Raw genomic sequence first — 19,218 nt, forward strand, 5'->3', positions numbered from 1 at the left:
TGCTTGCAGGCGGGCATGAGTTGCCGCCGACTTGTGCAGTTCTGATTTTCTGTTGCCGCCGCCAGGCGCCCCCGGTACCCGTTAGCAGGATTAGGTCATGAGCAACGAGCAGGAACACATAGAAGAGCACTCCTCCCCCATCAAGACCCCGAAGCAACTGATCGTCACGATCGTCCTGGCTTTCGTGGTTCCCATCGCCATCATCATCCTTCTGGTGAACATGGTGGTCACCGGCACCAAGACCGGCGCCGGCTCGGACGCCCTGTCTGGCGAAGCCGTCGCCCGGCGGATCGCGCCCGTGGCGGGCTTCGAACTCGTTGACGCCAACGCGCCCAAGGTCTTCAAGACCGGCGAACAGGTCTTCGCCAGCGTCTGTACGGCCTGTCACACCGCCGGCGTGGCGGGCGCACCCAAGCTGGGCGACAACGCCGCGTGGGCGCCGTTCATCAAGGCTGGCTACGACGAGATGATGAAGGTCGCGCTGCACGGCAAGGGCGGCATGCCCGCCAAGGGCGGCAACCCGGCCCTGTCCGACTACGAAGTCGCGCGCGCCGTGGTCTACATGGCCAACAAGTCCGGCGCCTCGCTGCCGGAACCGGCAGCCCCCGCTGAAGACGGCGCCAAGAAGGAAGGCGAAGCCGCACCGGCCGCGCAAGCCGCTGCACCGGCGGCTCCTGCTGCTGCCGCCCCCGCTGCTGCCGCGCCCGCCGCCGCAGCACCGGCTGCCGCCGCTCCTGCCCCCGAGCAAAAGGCCGCCGCCGTCAACCCGGCGGGCGAACAGCTCTACAAGACGGCCTGTTTCGCGTGCCACGCCACGGGCGTCGCCAACGCACCCAAGTTCGGCGACAAGGCCGCCTGGGAGCCCTACATCAAGACCGGCATGGACGCCATGGTCAAGGTCGCGATGACGGGCAAGGGCGCAATGCCTCCCAAGGGCGGCGCCGCCAACGCCTCGGAAGACGACATCCGTGCCGCCGTGGAGTTCATGGTGAACGCCGCCAAGTAATACCCCGCCCGCATCGCAGGCAATAAAAAGCCCCTTGAATCATCAAGGGGCTTTTTTTATCCGGTGACCCGGCTTCGCGTGGCAAAGGTGTCAGACACCTCGCCACCCAGCAATCAGTCCGCCGCCGACGTCTTCACCAGCGACATGCCCAACTGCACGCGGCGCTGCAGCCACAGGCTGGGACGGTAACGGGTGTCGCCCGTCACGCGCTGCATGCTCTTCAGGATTTCCAGAATGCGGTCGGCGCCCAGCTTGTCGCCCAAAGCCAGCGGGCCCACCGGGTAACCCAGGCCCAGCGTCACGGCCAGGTCGATGTCCTCGGGCGTGGCGATCTTCTGCTGCGCGATGTCGCAGGCGATGTTCACGATGTGCGCCACGATGCGTTGCGCGATGAAGCCGGGCGAATCCTCGATCACCGTGACGGGCACGCCGTCGGCAGCCAGCAGCGCATGGGCGGCGTCGCGCCACTTGTCCTCGGTGGCGGGCGAGACCATGATCGTGCGGCGCTTTGCGTTATCGAACGCATACAGCGTGTCCAGGCCAACCGTGCGGCCCGCGTTCAGGCCTTGCGCGGAGACGCTGGTGGACACGTCTTCACCGAACGGCGTGACGATAATCAGCGCATCAGCATCCGGCGTCGATCCCGTGACCAGCGTGCCGCCCAGCTTTTCAACCAGCGCGGACGCGCGGGCGTAGCCTTCGCCGTGCTTGGGGCTGACCCAGACCTTCAGGCCTTCGGGCAGCGCGGGCGCAGCCGCTTCGGCCGGCACCTGCTTCTGGCCGTCGGCGTAGACGTAAAAGCCTTCACCGGCCTTGCGGCCGATCAGGCCACCGGCCAGGCGCACGGTCGTGATCGGCGACGGGCGAAAGCGCGGCTCGTCGAAGAACTGGCGGTAGATGGATTCCATCACCGGATGCGAGACGTCAAGCGCGGTCAGGTCCAGCAGTTCGAACGGTCCCATGCGAAAGCCCGCCTGCTCGCGCATCACGGCGTCGACCTGGGCGAAGGTGGCCACAGCCTCCTGCGCCACGCGCAGGCCTTCGGTATTCATGCCGCGGCCGGCGTGGTTGACGATGAAGCCCGGCATGTCCTTGGCGCGCACGGGCGTGTGACCCATGCGGCGGGCCAGCTCGGCCAGGGCGTCGCCTACTTCCGGCGCGCTGCGCAGGCCGTCGATGACCTCGACCACCTTCATCAGCGCAACAGGGTTGAAGAAGTGATAGCCGGCCACGCGTTGCGGACGCTTGCAGGCGGCCGCGATGGCGGTGATGGACAGGGACGAGGTGTTGGACGCCAGAATGCAGTCGTCGGACACCACGCCTTCCAGCGCGGCGAAAAGATCACGCTTGACGTCCAACCGCTCGACGATGGCCTCGACCACGAGCTGGCAGTTCGACATGTCGGTCAGCGCGGTGGCCGATTCGACGCGTTCGAGCGCAGCCTGCGCATCGGCAGCGGTCAACTTGCCCTTCTGGGCCAGCTTCTCCCAGGTCTGGCGCAGCGACTCGCGCGCGGCTGCAATAGCGTCGGTGCTGGTGTCGTACAGACGCACGCGCAGGCCGGCCTGTGCCGCGATCTGCGCGATGCCGCGCCCCATGGCCCCGGCGCCCACGACGCCGATGGTTTGAATCTCCGTCATCAACTCTCTCCTGCCTGTATTGGAATGGATCGTGCGCCTGGCGCGGCGCGGCGTGCGCGACAGGCGGCCTGGCCGCCTTCGCGCACGCATCAGGCCCGGCTTTGCGCCAGCGCCTGGATTTCTTCGGCCGACAGTCCCAGCTTTTCGGACAGAACCTGCTCGGTGTGCTCGCCCAGCATGGGCGGCGCGCGGCGGTACTCGACCGGGCTGCCGGAAAACTTCAGCGGGCTGGCGGCCACGGGCACGGTGCCGGCGGCCGGATGCGGCAGCTCGCGCTTCATGTTGCGGGCCAGGACGTGCGGGTCTTCGTAGACCTGGTCCAGCGTGTTGATGGGACCGGCCGGCACGCCCACGCCTTCCAGCGCGGCGAGCCAGTGGTCGCGCTCGCCGGTGGCCATGCGCTCGGCCAGCAGCGGCACGAGTTCCTCGCGGTTCTTCACGCGCTGCGGGTTGGTGGCGAAACGCGGGTCGGCCGACAGCTCGGGCAGGCCGATCGCGCCGCAGTAGTTGCGGAACTGGCTGTCGTTGCCCACGGCCACGATGAGGTGACCATCGCTGGCCGCGAACACCTGGTAGGGAACCAGGTTCTGGTGCGCGTTGCCGGCGCGGCGCGGGGCCACGCCGGAGGTCATGAAGTTCAGGTTCTGATTGGCCATCATGGCGACCTGGCAATCCAGCAGCGCCATGTCGATGTGCTGGCCCAGGCCGCTACGGGCGCGCTCGTGCAGCGCGGCCAGGATGCCCACGGTGGAATACATGCCCGTCATCAGGTCGGCCACGGCCACGCCGGCCTTCTGCGGACCGCCGCCGGGCAGGTCGTCGCGTTCGCCCGTGATGCTCATCAGGCCGCCCATGCCCTGGATCATGAAGTCATAGCCAGGACGGCTGGCGTACGGGCCGGTCTGGCCGAAGCCCGTGATCGAGCAATAGATCAGGCGCGGGTTCAGCTCCTTCAGGCTCTCGTAGTCCAGGCCGTATTTGGAAAGCCCGCCGACCTTGAAGTTTTCCACCAGGATGTCGCTTTGCAGCGCCAGCTCGCGCACCAGCTCCGCGCCGCGCGGCGACGCGATGTCCAGCGCCACCGACATCTTGTTGCGGTTGGCCGACAGGTAGTACGCGGCCTCCGTGGTGTCGTGGCCCGCCTCATCCTTCAGGTACGGAGGCCCCCAGGCGCGCGTGTCGTCGCCCGAGCCGGGCCGTTCGATCTTGATCACCTCGGCGCCGAGGTCGGCCAGGTTCTGGGTGCACCAGGGGCCCGCCAGCACGCGGGTCAGATCCAGCACGCGTATGCCGGTGAGGGGAGCGGGACGTTGCGACATCGGTAATCTTTTCGCTAGAAGGGAAATGAGAACTTCCGGCCCCGCGGAGAAGCGCCGGGCGGACTGGGATTCCGTCATGCCAGAAGGCGGCCCGCGGGGGCCGCCTTCCGATCAACATTCGTCAGACTGGATATTAGCCTCTGGAACGCGTTGGCCGGACCTCTGGCGGCGGAAAGATCAGGAATGGGCCTTGATGGTCTCGCGCGCGATCACAAGCTGCTGGATCTGCGAGGTGCCTTCAAAGATGCGGAACAGGCGCACGTCGCGGTAGAAGCGCTCGACCGCGTACTCGGACATGTAGCCCGCGCCGCCATGGATCTGCACCGCGCGGTCGGCCACGCGGCCCACCATTTCGGTGGAAAAGAGCTTGCAGCAGGCGGCCTGCATGGTGGTGTTCTCGCCGCGGTCGCGCATGCGGGCGGCGTCCAGCACCATGCAGCGCGCCGCATACAGTTCAGCCTGGCTGTCGGCGATCATCGCCTGGATGAGCTGGAATTCGGCGATGGGCTGGCCGAACTGCTTGCGTTCGGTGGCGTATTGCACGGCGTCGCGCAGCAGGCGGTCGGCGATGCCGACGCACAGTGCCGAAATATGCAGGCGGCCCTTGTCCAGCACACGCATGGAGGTCCGGAAGCCATTGCCTTCCTCGCCGCCCAGCAGCGCGCTGGCCGGCACGCGGCAATTGTCGAACACGACGTCGCTGGTCAGCGCGCCGGCCTGGCCCATCTTCTTGTCCGGCTTGCCGATGATGAGGCCCGGCGTGCCCGCTTCGACCAGAAAGCACGAGATCGAATTGGCGCGGCGTTCGGGCGCAGTGCGCGCCATCACGGAGAACAGGCCGGCGATGGGCGCGTTGGTGATGTAGCGCTTGGTGCCGTTCAACACGTAGAAGTCGCCGTCACGCTCGGCGGACACACGCAGCGACATGGCGTCGGACCCCGCATCGGGCTCGGTCAGCGCGAAGGAGCCGATGAGCTCGCCGCTCGCAAGCTTGGGCAGATAGTTGGCGCGCTGCTCGTCGGTGCCGGCCAGGACGATGGCCTGCGAGCCGATGCCGATGTTGGTGCCGGCCAGCGAGCGGAAGGCGGGCGAGGTCTGGCCCAGTTCGAACACAACGCGGACCTCTTCTTCCATCGTCAGACCCAGGCCGCCGAAGTCCGGCGAGATCGACAGGCCGAACAGGCCCAGGTCGCGCATTTCGTTGACGATGTCCGGCGGCACCTCGCCGCTGGCGGCCAGTTCGTCCTCGGCGGGAATCAGGCGTTCGTGGACGAAGCGGCGAACGGCGTCGATCAGGAGATTCAGGGTTTCGGTGTCGAGGGCCATGATGGAGGTCTCTTTAAGCGGATATGGGTCAAGAATGGGGGTGGCCGCCGGTTCAGGCGCGCATGCCGCCCACCAGCAGATCGAAATAGCCGTCGGCAATGGACTCGGCGCTGTCGCCCTGGCCTGGCTTGTACCAGCGCACCATCCAGTTCAGCATCGACAGCACGGCGCGACCGGTGGCGGCCACGTCCAGCGCGCGGAATGCGCCTTCGGCGACGCCCTGCGCAATCACGTCGCGCAGCTGCTTCTCGTAGCTGTCGCGCAGGCGGGCGGCATCTTCGCGTTCGGACAGCGCCATGCCGGAATACCCGATCAGCATCGTCACGAACTGGGCGTGGTGCTGCTCGAAGTAGCGGGCATGTCCCACCATGAAAGCGCGCAGGCGGGCCACGCCGTCCTCGGCGCCGGCCACGTCACGGCCGACGATGTGCGTCAGGCCCTCCAGCACCTCGAGGATGATGGCGTCGTAGATGTCCTGCTTGGTGGGGTAGTAGTGATAGATGGCCGCCTTGGACACGCCGATCGCGCCGGCCAGGTCGGCAATGGAGCTGCCGTCGTAACCGCTGCGCGCGAACAGCTTGGCGGCTTCTTCCAGAATGCGTTCGCGCGGGGCGGCCAGGGTGGGCGGCCGGCCCGCGCGGGCACGTTTCTGAACGGGTTGGGGGGTGATGCCCATGGACGCCTTTGGCAGGGGCCGCGCGAGGCCGGAGGGTTCTGGCGAACCGCAATTGACAGCCATTCCGCGCATGCCGTTAAATAAAGATTAATTAATTACCGGACGGTCGGTAGGTAATTAATATACTCCAAAACCTACAACGAGACGACGCTCCCATGCCCCATCCCCTCGTGACTAATTTGTATGGCCAGATGTCCCTGCCGGTCATCAGTGCCCCGATGTTCATCGTGTCCAATCCCAAGCTGGTCATCGCGCAGTGCACGAGCGGCATCGTGGGGTCGTTTCCCGCGTTGAATGCGCGCCCGCAGACGCTCCTGACCGACTGGCTGGACGAAGTCCAGGCCGGCCTGGCGTCCTACCGCGAGGCCAATCCCGGCGCCCGCGTTGCGCCGTTTGCCGTCAATCAGATCATCCACCAGTCCAACGACCGCCTGGAACAGGACCTGGCGGTCTGCGCCAGCCACCGGGTGCCGCTCATCATCACCAGCCTGCGCGCCCCCGGCGACCTCGTGAAGGGCGTCCACGACTGGGGCGGCAAGGTCTTCCATGACGTGACCACCATCCGGCACGCGGAAAAGGCGCTGGAAGCGGGCGTGGACGGGCTGATCCTGGTGTGCGCGGGCGCGGGCGGCCATGCCGGCACGCTCAGCCCCTTCGCGCTGATCTCTGAAGTGCGCCGCTTCTACGACGGCCCACTGATCCTGTCGGGCGCCATCACCTCGGGCGCGCACGTCCTGGCCGCGCAGGCCATGGGCGCGGACTTCGCCTACATGGGCACGCGCTTCATCGCCAGCGAGGAAGCCAACGCCAGCGACGGCTACAAGGCCGCGATCGTCGAGGCCAGCGCGTCGGACATCCTGTACACGCCGTTCTTCACCGGCATTCCGGGCAACTACCTGAAGGCCAGCATCGCCGCCGCCGGCCTGGATCCGGCCAACCTGCCCGCGCCGGACACCGGCGCCTCCAATTTCGGCACGACCCGCGTCAAGCCCTGGAAGGACATCTGGGGCGCCGGCCAGGGCGTGGGCGGCATCGCCAGCGTCGAGCCGACGCGCAAGATCGTCGACACGCTGCGGCATGAATACGCCGAGGCAAAGGCCCGCCTGGCTGCGGGACCGCACGCATGAGCGCCGGCCTGAAGGTGGCGCGCGACGGCGCCGTCCTCACGCTGACGATCGATCGCCAGGACCGCCGCAACGCGCTGGACACCGCCACCTATGCCGCCCTGACCGAGCAGATTTCGCTGGCCAGCGCGGACGTGGCGGTCTCCGCGGTCATCCTGACGGGCGCGGGCGAACATTTCACGGCGGGCAACGACCTGCGCGACTTCCAGGCAGAACGCGGGGCGGGCGACAGCGCGGGGCTGACGTTCCTGCGCGCGCTGACCACGGCTGACGTGCCGGTGATCGCCGCGGTCGAGGGCTACGCGATCGGCATCGGCGTGACGCTGCTGCAGCATTGCGATTTTGTGCACATCGGGGAAGGCGCGACACTGCGCATGCCGTTTGTCGCCCTGGGGCTGTGCCCGGAAGGCGCGTCCAGCCTGCTGATGCCGCGCCTGGTGGGACGGCGGGCAGCGCAGTGGCTGATGCAGGGCAAGGCGTTTTCCGCACAGGAGGCGGTGGACGCGGGCCTGGCCACGTCCGTCACGCCCAAGGGCGAGGCGCTGGCTGCGGCCCAAGCCACCGCAGCGGACCTGGCGCGCCAGCCGCCGGCCGCGCTGCGCCTGACCAAGGCGATGATGAAGCGGGCGGACCGCCAGGCCATCCAGGAAACCCTGGACTACGAAGCCCAGCAGTTCCGCGCCCGCCTGCAAACCGAAGAGGCGCAGGCGGCGTTCGCCAAGTTCTTCAAGAAATAACGCGTCAGAAGGGCGAATCGGGCCGGAAGTTCGGCGCCCGGCGTTCACGCAGGGAATTGATGCCCTCGCGCACGTCCGGGCCGCCAAAGCCCATGAATTCCAGAGCCAGCGACGTGTCGAAGGTCGGTCCGGCCATGCGCAGCCAGTTGTTCAGCGAATATTTGGTCCAGCGGATCGCCGTCTGCGACCCGGCCGCCAGCTTGTTGGCCACCTCGAACGCCTTGCCGATCAGCTCGGCCTCGTCCACGCAGAGCGACACGAGGCCGATGCGTTCGGCTTCCTCGCCAGACACGGTCTCGCACAACATGAGGTAGTACTTGGCCTTGGCCATGCCGCACAGCAGCGGCCAGACGATGGCGGCGTGGTCGCCCGCCGTGACGCCCAGCCGGGTGTGGCCGTCGATGATGCGGGCGTCGCGCGCCGCGATCGAGATGTCGGCCAAGAGGCCGGCCACCAGCCCCGCCCCCACCGCCGCGCCGTGCATGGCCGACACGATCGGCTTGCTGCAATTGATGATGTTGTAGACCAGGTCGCGCGCCTCGCGCCAGACGCGGGTGCGCACGTCGAAGTCGTCCGCCATCTGCTGCACCAGATCCAGGTCGCCGCCCCCCGAGAAGCCCTTGCCCTCGCCGCGGATCACCACGACCCGCGTGTCCGGATCGGTGTCGATGTCGCGCCAGATGTCGGCCAGCTCCCGGTGCATCCGGTCGTCGGCCGTGGACAGCTTGCCCGCCGCGCCGCCCTTGGCGCCCATGATCAGTTCCAGCACGCCGCCGGGATGGCGGCGCAGCTTCAGGGATTCGTAGGCCGAATAGTGTTCCAGCGTGATGTCGGTCATTGTCTGCTCCGGGTCTGGTCTTTGGTTGTTCGCACCCCGCCCCAAGGCGGCCGCGTTTTTGCGCACTATAGTGGATACGGCCGCCCCGCCAAGACGATTTCCCTCCGGAGCCTCACCCCATGAACACCCCCGCCGTCCCCATTGACCGCGCCGCGTTGCCCGCCCTGTTCGCCCCCCGCGCGGACGACTCGCACAAAGGCAGCTTCGGCACCGTGGGCGTGGTGGGCGGCGGTCCCGGCATGACCGGCGCGGCCCTGCTCGCCGCCCGCGCCGCCCTGAAGACCGGCGCCGGCAAGGTGCTGGTGGGTTTCGTGCAGGAAACGCTGCCGCTGCCCTGCGACCCGCTGCAACCTGAACTGATGCTGCGCGATTTCCGCTCGCTGCTGGAAGAAGACTGGGGCGTGACCGCCTGGGTCGCCGGCTGCGGGATCGGCACCGGCGCGCTGGCCGCCAACGCCCTGTCGGAACTGTTCGTCCTGCGGCGGCACGCGCCGCTGGTCCTGGACGCCGACGGCCTGAACCTGCTCGCCCGCGGCGAAATCCGGCCGACCTGGGGCGCGGGCCCCGTCGTGCTGACCCCGCACCCGGCGGAAGCCGCCCGTTTGCTGGGCGTCGGCACCGACACCATCCAGCGCGACCGCCCCGCCGCCGCCCGGCAGCTGGCGCGGCGTTTTCAGTCGTGGGTGGTGCTCAAGGGCGCCGGCACCGTGGTGTGCGCCCCGGACGGCGGCTTACACGTCAACACCACCGGCAACCCGGGCCTGGCCACCGCCGGAACCGGGGACGTATTGGCCGGCATGCTGGGCGCCCTGATTGCCCAGAAGCTGCCGATTGACCAGGCCGTGCTCGGCGCCGTCTGGCTGCATGGCGCGGCCGCCGATGCACTCGTCGCCCAGGGCGTAGGCCCCATTGGCCTGACGGCCGGCGAGCTGGCGGACGCCGCCCGGGCCCTGCGCAACGCGCGCTAAGTCCAAGCCCGCCAAAACATTTTTACAACATACTAGGGTTTCCCCTAAAATGAGATTGCTATTGGCCTAGGGTTATCCCTATAATGGTTTACCCCATGACGAAACGGACTGGAGCCAAACCATGAGCGAACTGACCCTGAACAACACTGCCCGCCTGACCGACGCGCTGGAGCGTGACCTGCTCCGCGGCGCTCTCGAAAACCAACCGAATTCTCACCCGCTGACCAGCCTGAAGAAGGCTGGCCAATCCGTAGCAGCCGCTGTTGCCGCCGTCTTTGCCTTCATCGACGAAGTGAACGAATCGATGAACAAGGCTCGCGCCGCCAGCTCGCGCTTCTCCGGATCGCAGTGGTAATAACAGCCGCGCCAGGCTGAATCGCGACCAATCTCCCGCGACTCAGCCTGGCGCGCTGCCGTTGCCGCGCCCGCCTGGCCCTCCCCAGGCGCCCGCCGCAACGTTTCGGCGCCCGTCCCCTCACCGGCGCCATCGCGCCGCGCAGGTCCCAAGAGGGACCGCGCGACGCCCTCTCTCCCTTCCCCTCTCGGCGTTTTCCCTAGCGCCCCGATTGCCGCTGCGCATTGACAGCGCGCGAACCCCCTACCGATAATCGGCCCCTTGCCGTCGTGCCCTGGCGACAATTCCCCGCAAGCCCCCTGGCCGACGCAGTCGTCCCCTGGCGCGCGTGGCCGCCTGCACGATCCGGTTCGTTCCCCATCCGGAGTTGTCACCATGAAGTTGCGCACCACCCTGGCCCTTGTGGCCGCCGCCATTCCCCTGGCAGCCGCCCAAGCCCAGACGCTGAAGATCGGCCTGTCGGCCGAACCGACCTCGGCGGATCCCCACTATCACAAGATGACGCAGAACGACGCGTTCTCCGCGCACGTCTACAACTCGCTGGTGGGCCGCAGCGCCGACATGAAGCTGGTTCCCCAGCTTGCGACTTCCTGGAAGAACCTGGACGACCTGACCTGGGAATTCAAGCTGCGCGACGACGTCAAGTTCTCGAACGGCAAGCCGTTCACGTCCGAAGACGTGCTGTTCACGATCTGCCGGACGCTGAACAACGAAACCAACGTGTCGCAGTCCTACATGGACATGACCAAGCGCATCACCGATGTCCAGACGCCGGACGCGCACACCGTCATCATCAAGACGGGCGAACCCTTCCCCCTGATGCCGGCCGAACTGGCCCGCTCGCTGCCGATCATCTGGAACGGCATCGTCGAACACGGCAAGCTCACGTACGACCCCAAGAAGGGTTGCGGCGTGACGGGCGCCTGGCCCACGGTCGTGGACTTCAACAACGGCAAGGACGCCATCGGCACCGGCCCCTACATGCTGAAGTCCTACGTCAAGGGCACCGGCATCGAGCTGGTCCGCAACGAGAACTACTGGGGCGAGAAGCCGCACTGGAAGGAAGTGAAGTTCGTGCCGGTGCCGTCCGCCGGCCCGCGCCTGACCGGCCTGCTCTCCGGCGACTTCGACATGATCGAAAACCCCGCCGCGCGTGACCTGCCGCGCCTGAAGGACAACCCGAAGTTCGCCTTTGTGGCCACGCCGTCCACCCGACTGGTGTTCTTCCAGCCGGACGTGGGCCGCAACCCCAGCCCGTTCGTCAAGAGCGCCGACGGCAAGAACCCGCTGCAGGACCTGCGCGTGCGCAAGGCCATCAACATGGCCATCGACCGCAAGACCATCACCGCCCGCATCATGGACGGCATGGCGACTCCGGCCTTCCAGTTCATGCCCGACGGCATGTTCGGCGCGCTGCCCAAGGCCCCGGAAATCAAGTACGACCCGGAAGGCGCCAAGAAGCTGCTGGCCGAAGCCGGCTACCCGAACGGCTTTGAACTGACGCTGTCGTCCACCAACGACCGTTACGTCAACGACGGCCAGGTTGCCCAGGCAGTCGCCCAGTACCTGTCGCGCGTCGGCATCAAGACCAACGTAGACGCGATGACCGCCTCCATCTACTTCCCCAAGCGCGCCAAGCGCGAGTTCAGCTTCTCGATGGGCGGCTGGCCGGCGGAAACGGGTGAAGCGTCGGCGCTGTTCCAGCTGTGGGTCGCCACGCTGGATTCCCCCGTCAGCCTGGGCACCAGCAACTACGGCGGCTTCTCAAACGCCGACTTCGACAAGGTCTACAAGCAGGCCATCGTGACGGTTGACCCCGCCAAGCGCGAAAAGCTGTTGCAGGAATCCACCCAGATCGCCCTGGACAACGTGCCGCTGATCCCGCTGCACTTCGAAAGCAGCATCTGGGCGTACCGCAAGGGCATCTCGTACGAAGGCCGCCGCGACCAGTACACCCTGGCCACCTCGGTCAAGCCCGACGCCAAGTGAGCCGGCAGGGCTGAGTAAAGAAGAAACGGCTGCCTCGTGCAGCCGTTTTGCCTTGTAGCGGCGCAAATGCGCCCCGCTTTGCCCGAGCCCCCCGCCCCATCCCCTACAATCGTCTCGCTTCATCGGAACCGCCATGCCCACGTCTTTGCCCCCGTCTTCGTCCGCCCCTGCCCCCCGTCCTTTCCTGTTGGCCTGTCCGGACCTGTCGGCCGAGCGCGTGGGCAACACCGACACGCCCGGCGTCTGGCATTTCGATTCCGGCGCGCCTGGCAAACGGGTGATGCTGAGCGCGCTGATCCACGGCAACGAGCTGTGCGGCGCCTGGGCGCTGAAGGACCTGCTTGCCGCCGGCCTGCGCCCGCGCCGCGGCACGCTGACGCTGGCGTTCTGTAACCTGGCGGCCTTCGACCGCTTCGACGCCCGCAATTACGCCCCCGCGCGCTTCGTGGACGAAGACATGAACCGCGTCTGGAGCGAGGACAAGCTGTCCGCGCCCATCACGCAAGAGCGCCGCCGCGCCGCCGAGCTCCGGCCGTGGGTGGAACAGGCGGACTGGCTGCTCGACTTCCATTCGATGAGCAATTCCGACGTGCCGCTGCAACTGACCGGCCTGGAACAGCGCAACATCGATCTGGCGCTGGCATTGGGCAATCCCGCCACCATCATTGCCGACGCGGGCCACGCTGCCGGCGTGCGCATGCGCGATTTTGGCCATTTCGGCGAAGCCGGCGACAACGGCTCGCGGTCCCTGCTGATTGAATGCGGTTTCCATGGCGCCCCCGAGGCGCGCGGCGTGGCCGCCGACCAGATGGCGCGCTTTCTGGTGCAGGCCGGCACGGTCGACCGCAGCGACATCCCCGCCGCCTGGTTCGCGCCCGGCGCGCCGCTGCAGCGCGCGCTGCGCGTCACGCACGCTGTCGCCGCCAAGAGCGCCGACTTCCGTTTCGCCGAGGCCTGGAAGGGCCTGGAGATGCTGCCCAAGGCGGGCACCGTCATCGGCTGGTCGGAAGGCGAGCCCGTCACCACCCCGTACGACAACTGCGTGCTCATCATGCCGTCCACCGCCAACCTGCGGCCCGGCGTCACCGTCGTGCGCCTGGCGCAGCCGATTGCCTGACGAACCGCCTGTAACCCCCCGGCTTTTCCCCAACCCTGAGCCCACCAAGGAAATCATCTCGTGGCCTTGTTCATCCTACGCAGACTGATACAGAGTCTGTTCGTGCTGCTGGCCGTGTCGGTCGTGGTCTTCTTCGCGGTGTATGCCGTGGGCGACCCGATCGAACTGCTGGTCAGCCCCGAAGCCAGCCAGGCCGCGCGCGAGGCGATGATCGCCCGCCTGGGCCTGGATCTGCCCGTGTGGCAGCAGTACACAGGCTTCCTGTGGCGCGCGCTGCACGGCGATCTGGGCACCTCGTTCGTGCACGGCATTCCCGCGATCGAGCTGATCGTGCAGCGCATTCCGGCCACGTTCGAGCTCGTGATCGTCGCAATCATGCTGACCTGTGTGATCGGCATTCCGCTCGGCCTGATCGCCGGTCTGTACCGCGATGAGTACGTGGGCCGGGGCATCATGGCCTCGTCCGTGCTGGGCTTTTCGCTGCCGAACTTCTGGCAGGGCATGATGCTGATCCTGCTGTTCGCCGTCTGGCTGGGCTGGCTGCCCGCCACCGGCCGCGGCGACACGGTGACCGTGCTGGGCGTGCGCCTGTCCATTCTCACCGCCGACGGCTGGTCGCACCTGATCATGCCCGCCATCAACCTGGCGCTGGCCAACATCGCCCTGGTGCTGCGCCTGACGGCCTCCGGCGTGGTGGAAGCCCGCAGCCAGGACTACGTGAAGTTCGCGCGCGCCAAGGGCGTCAAGCCCGGCCGCATCGTGCGCCGCCATATCCTGCGCAACATCCTGATCCCGGTCGTCACGGTGATCGGCATGGAGTTCGGCACGCTGATCGCCTACTCGACCATCACCGAGACCGTGTTCGCGTGGCCCGGCATGGGCAAGCTGCTGATCGACAGCGTCTACCAGCTCGACCGCCCCGTCGTCGTCGCGTACGTGATGCTGGTCACGCTGATCTTCGTCATCATCAACCTGGTTGTCGACATCCTGTACGCCGCGCTCGACCCGCGCGTGCAGCTCGTGGCCCCCGCTCATTGAACCGCCATGGCTAACTCTCCCAATTCCGGCCGCACCCGCACCGTCCAGCCTCTGGCCGAGACGCCCCGGCGCGCCGCCATTCTGAAAAAACTGCATGCGCGCCCCACGGTGCGCGGCTCGGTCATCGCGCTGGCCGTCCTGATCATCCTGGTGGTCTTCGCGCCGTTCTTCGCGCCGCAGAATCCGTATGACCTGGCCAACCTGTCGCTCATGGACGGACGCCTGGCCCCGCGCCAGGCGCTGATGGACGGCAGCATCGCCTGGCTGGGCACCGACGACCAGGGCCGCGACATGCTCAGCGCCATCCTGTATGGCCTGCGCATCAGCCTCATGGTGGGCCTGTCCGCCGTCGTGCTGGCAACCGCCATCGGCGGCGCGATTGGCCTGGTGGCCGCCTACATCGGCGGCTGGGTCGACACCGTGCTGATGCGCATCGTCGACTTCATCCTGGGCTTTCCGACCATTCTGGTGGCGCTGGTGCTGCTGGTGGTGCTGGGCCGGGGGGTCGACAAGGTGATCCTGGCGCTGGTCCTGGTGCAATGGGGCCACTACGCGCGCATCATGCGCAGCCGCGCCCTGCAGGAACGCCGTAAGGAATACGTGGAGGCCGCGGCCAATCTGGGTTTTCCGGCGTGGCGCATCATGCTCTATCACCTGTTGCCCAACTGCCTGGGTCCGGTGATGGTGTTCGCCACCATCCAGATCGCCACCGCCATCGCGCTGGAAGCGACGCTGTCGTTCCTGGGCGTGGGCGTGCCGATCACTGAACCGTCGCTGGGCCTGCTGATCTCCAACGGCTTCCAGTACCTGCTGTCGGGCGACTACTGGATCAGCCTGTTCCCGGGCATTGCGCTCCTGGTGCTGATCCTCTCCATCAACATCGTGGGCGACCGCCTGCGTGAAGCCCTGGACCCCCGCCGAGCATGAGCGACATTCTTCTTGATGTGCGCGGCCTGCGCACTGCATTCCATACCGAGGCCGGCGCGTGGCTGGCGGTCGACGGTGTCGACCTGACCGTGCGCCGTGGCGAGATCGTGGGCCTGGTGGGCGAGTCCGGTTCGGGCAAGTCGGTCACGGGCTTTTCGCTGCTGGGCCTCATCGACCCGCCGGGCGAAGTCGTCGACGGCGAAGTGAAGTTCAAGGGCACGGACCTGCGCAAGCTGTCCGAAGAACAGATGCGCCAGTTGCGCGGCAACCGCATCGCCATGATCTTCCAGGACCCGCTGATGACGCTTAATCCGGTGCTGCGCATCGGCGAGCAGATGATGGAAGCCATCCTGACGCACGAGGACGTGCCGCGCGCCCAGGCCGAGGAACGCTGCCGCGAGGCGCTGGCCATGGTCGGCATTCCGTCGCCGGAAAAGCGCCTGAAGAGCTATCCGCACGAATTCTCGGGCGGCATGCGTCAGCGCGTGGCGATCGCCATTGCGATGCTGAACAAACCCGACCTGATCATCTGCGACGAACCCACGACCGCGCTGGACGTCACCATCCAGGGCCAGATCCTGTACCGCATGCAGCAGATCTGCCGCGAGCACAATACGGCGCTGATCTGGATTACCCACGACCTGGGCGTGGTGGCCGAACTAGCGGACCGCGTGGCTGTGATGTATGCCGGCCGTATCGTGGAAAGCGGTCCGGTCGAACAGGTGCTGGATGCGCCGCGCCACCCCTATACCAAGGGCCTTCTGGACTCGATGCCCGGCGCCACGCAGCCGGGCGCGCGCCTGCACCAGATCAACGGCATGGCGCCCAGTCTGGCGGGCCGTCCGTCGGGCTGTGCGTTCCGGCCGCGCTGCATCAACGCGGTCACGCGCTGCACCGAGCAGGCCCCCTCCGTCACCACCGAAGGTTCGCGCAGCTATCGCTGTTACGTGCCGATTGCCCGCGAGGCACAGTAAGCAATGAGCCAAGCCGATACCCCCGTCATCGAGCTCAAGAACGTCCACAAGCGCTTCGAGCAGCGGCCTGACCTGGCCCAACGCATCCTCGCCCTGACCGGCCGCCCCATCGACCGCCGCACCGTGTATGCAGTGAACGGCGTGGACCTGTCCATCAAGCGCGGCGAAGTCGTGGGCCTGGTGGGCGAGTCCGGTTGCGGCAAGTCCACGCTGGGACGCGTCGTCGCCGGCCTGCATCGGCAGACCGAAGGCGAGCTGCTGTACCAGGGCCTGGACGCCAACCGCCTGCGCGGCGCCGACAAGCTGGCGTACACGCTGGGCGTGCAGATGATCTTCCAGGATCCGCAGGCCTCGCTGAACCCGCGCCAGCGCCTGCGGCAGATCCTGGGCGAATCGCTGAAGGTTCACAAACTGGCGCCCCCGGCGGAGATCCCCGCCCGCGTCGACCAGGCGCTCACGGAAGTGGGTCTGGCCACCGAATACCGCGACCGCTTCCCGCACCAGATCTCGGGCGGCCAGCGCCAGCGCATCGGCATCGCCCGCGCGCTGATGGTGGCGCCCAAGTTCCTGGTCTGTGATGAACCGGTGGCGGCGCTGGACGTGTCGATCCAGGCGCAGGTGATCAACCTGTTCATGGACCTGCGCGAACAGCACGGTTTCACGTACCTGTTCATCAGCCATGACCTGGGTGTGGTCAAGCACATCTCTGACCGCGTCGCGATCATGTATCTGGGTAAGATCGTGGAGATCTCGACGTCGGCCGAAATCTTTGCCCGCGCCAATCACCCGTACACGCAGGCGCTGATGGCCGAAGTGCCGGACGTGGCGCGCCGTGGCCGCAAGTTCACGCCGATCAAGGGCGAGATTCCGTCGCCGCTGAATCCGCCGTCCGGCTGCACGTTCAATCCCCGCTGTCCCCACGCGATGCCGCGCTGCCGTGAAGTGGCGCCGGCCCTGAAAGAAATCTCGGCGGGCCACTGGTCGGCCTGCCACCTGAACGAAGCGAGCGCCTGATGAAACCTTCCGATATGTCCAACGTGGACCGCATCGCCATCGAAATGGGCCATGCGGGCCGCAACGCGATCCTGTACGTGGACGAGGACCGCAACTACGACCGTCCGTTCAAGCTGCAGACCTATCGCCCCTACGGCTACACGCCGGACCGCCCGGTGGTGATCGTGCAGCACGGCGTGCTGCGCAACGGCGACGAATACCGCGATTTCTGGGTCGAGGCCGCCGACAAGCACAAGCTGCTGATCGTGGCGCTGACGTTCTCGAACGAGATCTGGCCGGGCGTTGAGAGCTACAACAACGGCCGCGTGTTTTCGGCCGGCGGCAACCCGCGTCACATCGACGGCTGGACGTATGCGCTGGTGGGCAACGTCATCAAGGACATGATCGCCGGCGAGATCACCGACGGGCAGAACGTGCACCTGTTCGGCCACAGCGCGGGCGGCCAGTTCGTCCACCGCCTGATGAGCAGCCAGCCGCACGCGCCCTTCAAGGCGGTGACGGCGGGCAATCCGGGCTGGTACACGCTGCCGACGTTCGACTATCCCTATCCCGAGGGCATGGACGGCGTGGGGCTGACCGAGGACCATCTGGTGAAGCTGCTGGCCTATCCGATGACGATCCTGGCAGGCGACAAGGACATCGAGACCAACGACCCCAACCTGCCGTCCGAACCCGCGGCAATGCGCCAGGGCCCGCACCGCTTTGCCCGCGCGCAAAATTACTTCGAATTCGGCCGCAAGGAAGCCGAGCGCCGCGGCGTGCCGTTTGGCTGGAAGCTGCAGGTGGTGCCGGGCATCGGCCATGACGGCCGCGCGATGTCGGCCGTCTGCGCGAGCCTGTGGTTCGATGGCAAGATGCCCGACGACGCCGAACTCGCCCGCCTGGCCGGCCAGCAGGTCGCCTGAACCCCTTTACCCATCGCTGAAACCCGATACCGCCATGTCCAACACCCAGAGCACTGAACAGATCGTCGCCGGCATTCAAAGCTGGCTGCAATGCGAGTCGCCGTCGAACTTCCCAGAAGGCATCGCCGCGATGGCGCGCATCATCGCCGACTACGCGGCTGCGGCCGGCCTGACCGTTGAGCTGTCGTCGCTGGGCCCCACGACGGGGCCGCTGCTGTACGCGACCAACCGCGCGCCGGGCGATACGCGTCCGGGCATCCTGATCCTGGCGCACATGGATACGGTGCACCCGGTGGGCACGCTGCTGGAAAATCCGGTGCGCATCGACGGCGACCGTCTCTACGGCCCGGGCAGCTATGACATGAAGGCGGGCATCTACCTGGCGCTGACGGCGTTGGCCGGCGTGGCGCGTCCGGGTGCGACGCAACTGCCGGTGGACTTCCTGGTGGTGCCCGACGAAGAAACGGGCAGCCACGCGTCGCGCGCGCACATCGAACGCTTCGCCGCCAATGCCAAGTACGCGCTGGTCTGCGAACCGGCCCGCCCCAACGGCGGCAAGTGCGTGACGGCACGCAAGGGCACGGGCATGCTGAACCTGAACGTGAAGGGCCGCCCGGCCCACGCTGGCATGCAACACGAGAAGGGCCGCAGCGCGATCCGCGAAATGGCGCACCAGGTGCTGGCGCTGGAAGCAATGACGGACTACGACCGTGGCATCACGGTCAGCGTGGGGACTATCGCGGGCGGCACGGTCACCAACACGGTTCCGGCGCTGTGCCGCTGCGTGGTGGATTTCCGGGTGCCTGACATGGGCGCCGCGGAAGACGTGCTGCGCCGGATGCGTGAACTGTGTGCAGTGGGTCCGGACGTTGAACTGGACATCGACGTGGAACTGAACCGTCCGCCGATGGTGAAGACGGAGGCGGCGACTGCGTTGCTGGCCTTGGTGCAGGGGTTTGCGGATCGCGCGGGCTTCTTGCTTGAAGATGCGCCGATGACGGGTGGCGGCAGCGATGCCAACTTCACGTCGGCAATGGGCATTCCGACGCTGGATGGGTTGGGAGCTGATGGAGATGGCGCACATACGTTGAATGAGTATGTGCTGGTGTCTACGTTGGAGCAGCGGTTGAAGTTTTGGGAATTGCTGCTGCGGGATCTGGCTTAAGGGTTTGGTTTTTCGCGTTTTTGTTGCGCGAAGAGTTGAGTTCTTGAGGCGTCCGGCACGGTGGCGGCCGGGTGGTTGAGTTCTTAAGACGTCCGGCACG

General features: G+C 67.0%; 18 protein-coding genes. 13 read left to right on the top strand and 5 right to left on the bottom strand.

The genetic code is table 11. The features are described from left to right. Positions 1-97: 97 nt before the first annotated feature. On the top strand, positions 98-1,006 hold the full coding sequence (locus tag B3446_RS15735) for a c-type cytochrome (RefSeq protein WP_291383206.1): 909 nt from the start codon (positions 98-100) through the stop codon (positions 1,004-1,006). Between the two features lie 113 nt (positions 1,007-1,119). On the opposite strand, the gene B3446_RS15740 is transcribed toward B3446_RS15735, so the two are convergent. The 4 genes from B3446_RS15740 to B3446_RS15755 all read right to left on the bottom strand — a co-directional run bounded on the left by B3446_RS15740 (position 1,120) and on the right by B3446_RS15755 (position 5,967). Continuing rightward, positions 1,120-2,646, bottom strand: a complete 1,527-nt coding sequence (locus tag B3446_RS15740) for a 3-hydroxyacyl-CoA dehydrogenase (RefSeq protein ID WP_291383208.1) — start codon at positions 2,644-2,646, stop codon at positions 1,120-1,122. A gap of 89 nt (positions 2,647-2,735) precedes the next feature. After that, positions 2,736-3,965: a CaiB/BaiF CoA transferase family protein gene (locus B3446_RS15745; RefSeq protein WP_105237142.1), complete on the bottom strand. Its 1,230-nt coding sequence runs from the start codon at positions 3,963-3,965 to the stop codon at positions 2,736-2,738. 177 nt (positions 3,966-4,142) lie between these two features. After that, positions 4,143-5,291, bottom strand: coding sequence for an acyl-CoA dehydrogenase family protein (locus tag B3446_RS15750; protein ID WP_191579570.1), 1,149 nt, complete (start codon positions 5,289-5,291; stop codon positions 4,143-4,145). Between the two features lie 52 nt (positions 5,292-5,343). Continuing rightward, entirely contained in the window at positions 5,344-5,967 is a 624-nt protein-coding gene (locus B3446_RS15755) for a TetR/AcrR family transcriptional regulator (RefSeq protein WP_291383212.1), read from the bottom strand. A gap of 155 nt (positions 5,968-6,122) precedes the next feature. On the opposite strand from B3446_RS15755, the gene B3446_RS15760 reads away from it, so the two are divergent. Together B3446_RS15760 and B3446_RS15765 are read left to right on the top strand one after the other, a co-directional pair. After that, on the top strand, positions 6,123-7,094 hold the full coding sequence (locus B3446_RS15760) for an NAD(P)H-dependent flavin oxidoreductase (protein WP_291383214.1): 972 nt from the start codon (positions 6,123-6,125) through the stop codon (positions 7,092-7,094). Beyond that, a complete protein-coding gene (locus B3446_RS15765; protein WP_105237138.1) occupies positions 7,091-7,828 on the top strand; it encodes an enoyl-CoA hydratase-related protein in 738 nt (245 codons plus the stop codon). The genes B3446_RS15760 and B3446_RS15765 overlap by 4 nt, the downstream gene beginning before the upstream one ends. A gap of 4 nt (positions 7,829-7,832) precedes the next feature. On the opposite strand, the gene B3446_RS15770 is transcribed toward B3446_RS15765, so the two are convergent. Continuing rightward, entirely contained in the window at positions 7,833-8,666 is an 834-nt protein-coding gene (locus tag B3446_RS15770) for an enoyl-CoA hydratase/isomerase family protein (protein ID WP_105237137.1), read from the bottom strand. A 119-nt stretch (positions 8,667-8,785) separates the two neighbouring features. Here B3446_RS15770 and B3446_RS15775 point away from each other — a divergent pair, with 119 nt between their 5' ends. The 10 genes from B3446_RS15775 (at position 8,786) to B3446_RS15820 (ending at position 19,118) form a co-directional block, all read left to right on the top strand. After that, positions 8,786-9,634 (top strand): NAD(P)H-hydrate dehydratase, encoded by an 849-nt coding sequence (locus B3446_RS15775; RefSeq protein WP_291383217.1) that lies wholly within the window; start codon positions 8,786-8,788, stop codon positions 9,632-9,634. 121 nt (positions 9,635-9,755) lie between these two features. Next, positions 9,756-9,989, top strand: coding sequence for a hypothetical protein (locus B3446_RS15780; protein ID WP_008161006.1), 234 nt, complete (start codon positions 9,756-9,758; stop codon positions 9,987-9,989). 375 nt (positions 9,990-10,364) lie between these two features. After that, entirely contained in the window at positions 10,365-11,978 is a 1,614-nt protein-coding gene (locus B3446_RS15785; protein WP_175125113.1) for an ABC transporter substrate-binding protein, read from the top strand. A gap of 133 nt (positions 11,979-12,111) precedes the next feature. After that, positions 12,112-13,095 (top strand): succinylglutamate desuccinylase/aspartoacylase domain-containing protein, encoded by a 984-nt coding sequence (locus B3446_RS15790; protein ID WP_291383221.1) that lies wholly within the window; start codon positions 12,112-12,114, stop codon positions 13,093-13,095. Between the two features lie 60 nt (positions 13,096-13,155). Beyond that, on the top strand, positions 13,156-14,133 hold the full coding sequence (locus B3446_RS15795) for an ABC transporter permease (protein WP_175139461.1): 978 nt from the start codon (positions 13,156-13,158) through the stop codon (positions 14,131-14,133). Positions 14,134-14,139: 6 nt separating this feature from the next. Beyond that, positions 14,140-15,060 carry an ABC transporter permease gene (locus tag B3446_RS15800; protein ID WP_191576470.1) on the top strand — a complete coding sequence of 307 codons (921 nt, stop codon included), beginning with the start codon at positions 14,140-14,142 and terminating at the stop codon, positions 15,058-15,060. Further along, positions 15,057-16,034, top strand: coding sequence for an ABC transporter ATP-binding protein (locus tag B3446_RS15805; RefSeq protein ID WP_191576469.1), 978 nt, complete (start codon positions 15,057-15,059; stop codon positions 16,032-16,034). The genes B3446_RS15800 and B3446_RS15805 overlap by 4 nt, the downstream gene beginning before the upstream one ends. 3 nt (positions 16,035-16,037) lie before the next feature. Beyond that, positions 16,038-17,048 (top strand): ABC transporter ATP-binding protein, encoded by a 1,011-nt coding sequence (locus B3446_RS15810; RefSeq protein ID WP_175125109.1) that lies wholly within the window; start codon positions 16,038-16,040, stop codon positions 17,046-17,048. Next, complete coding sequence (locus tag B3446_RS15815; RefSeq protein WP_291383226.1) at positions 17,048-17,953, top strand: alpha/beta hydrolase; 906 nt, start codon at positions 17,048-17,050, stop codon at positions 17,951-17,953. Before B3446_RS15810 ends, B3446_RS15815 begins: the two co-directional genes overlap by 1 nt. Before the next feature lie 34 nt (positions 17,954-17,987). Further along, positions 17,988-19,118, top strand: a complete 1,131-nt coding sequence (locus tag B3446_RS15820; protein WP_291383228.1) for a M20 family metallopeptidase — start codon at positions 17,988-17,990, stop codon at positions 19,116-19,118. Positions 19,119-19,218: the final 100 nt, after the last annotated feature.

Source organism: Achromobacter sp. UBA5777, assembly GCF_002418565.1.
GTDB classification, from domain to species: Bacteria; Pseudomonadota; Gammaproteobacteria; order Burkholderiales; family Burkholderiaceae_B; genus Achromobacter; species Achromobacter animicus.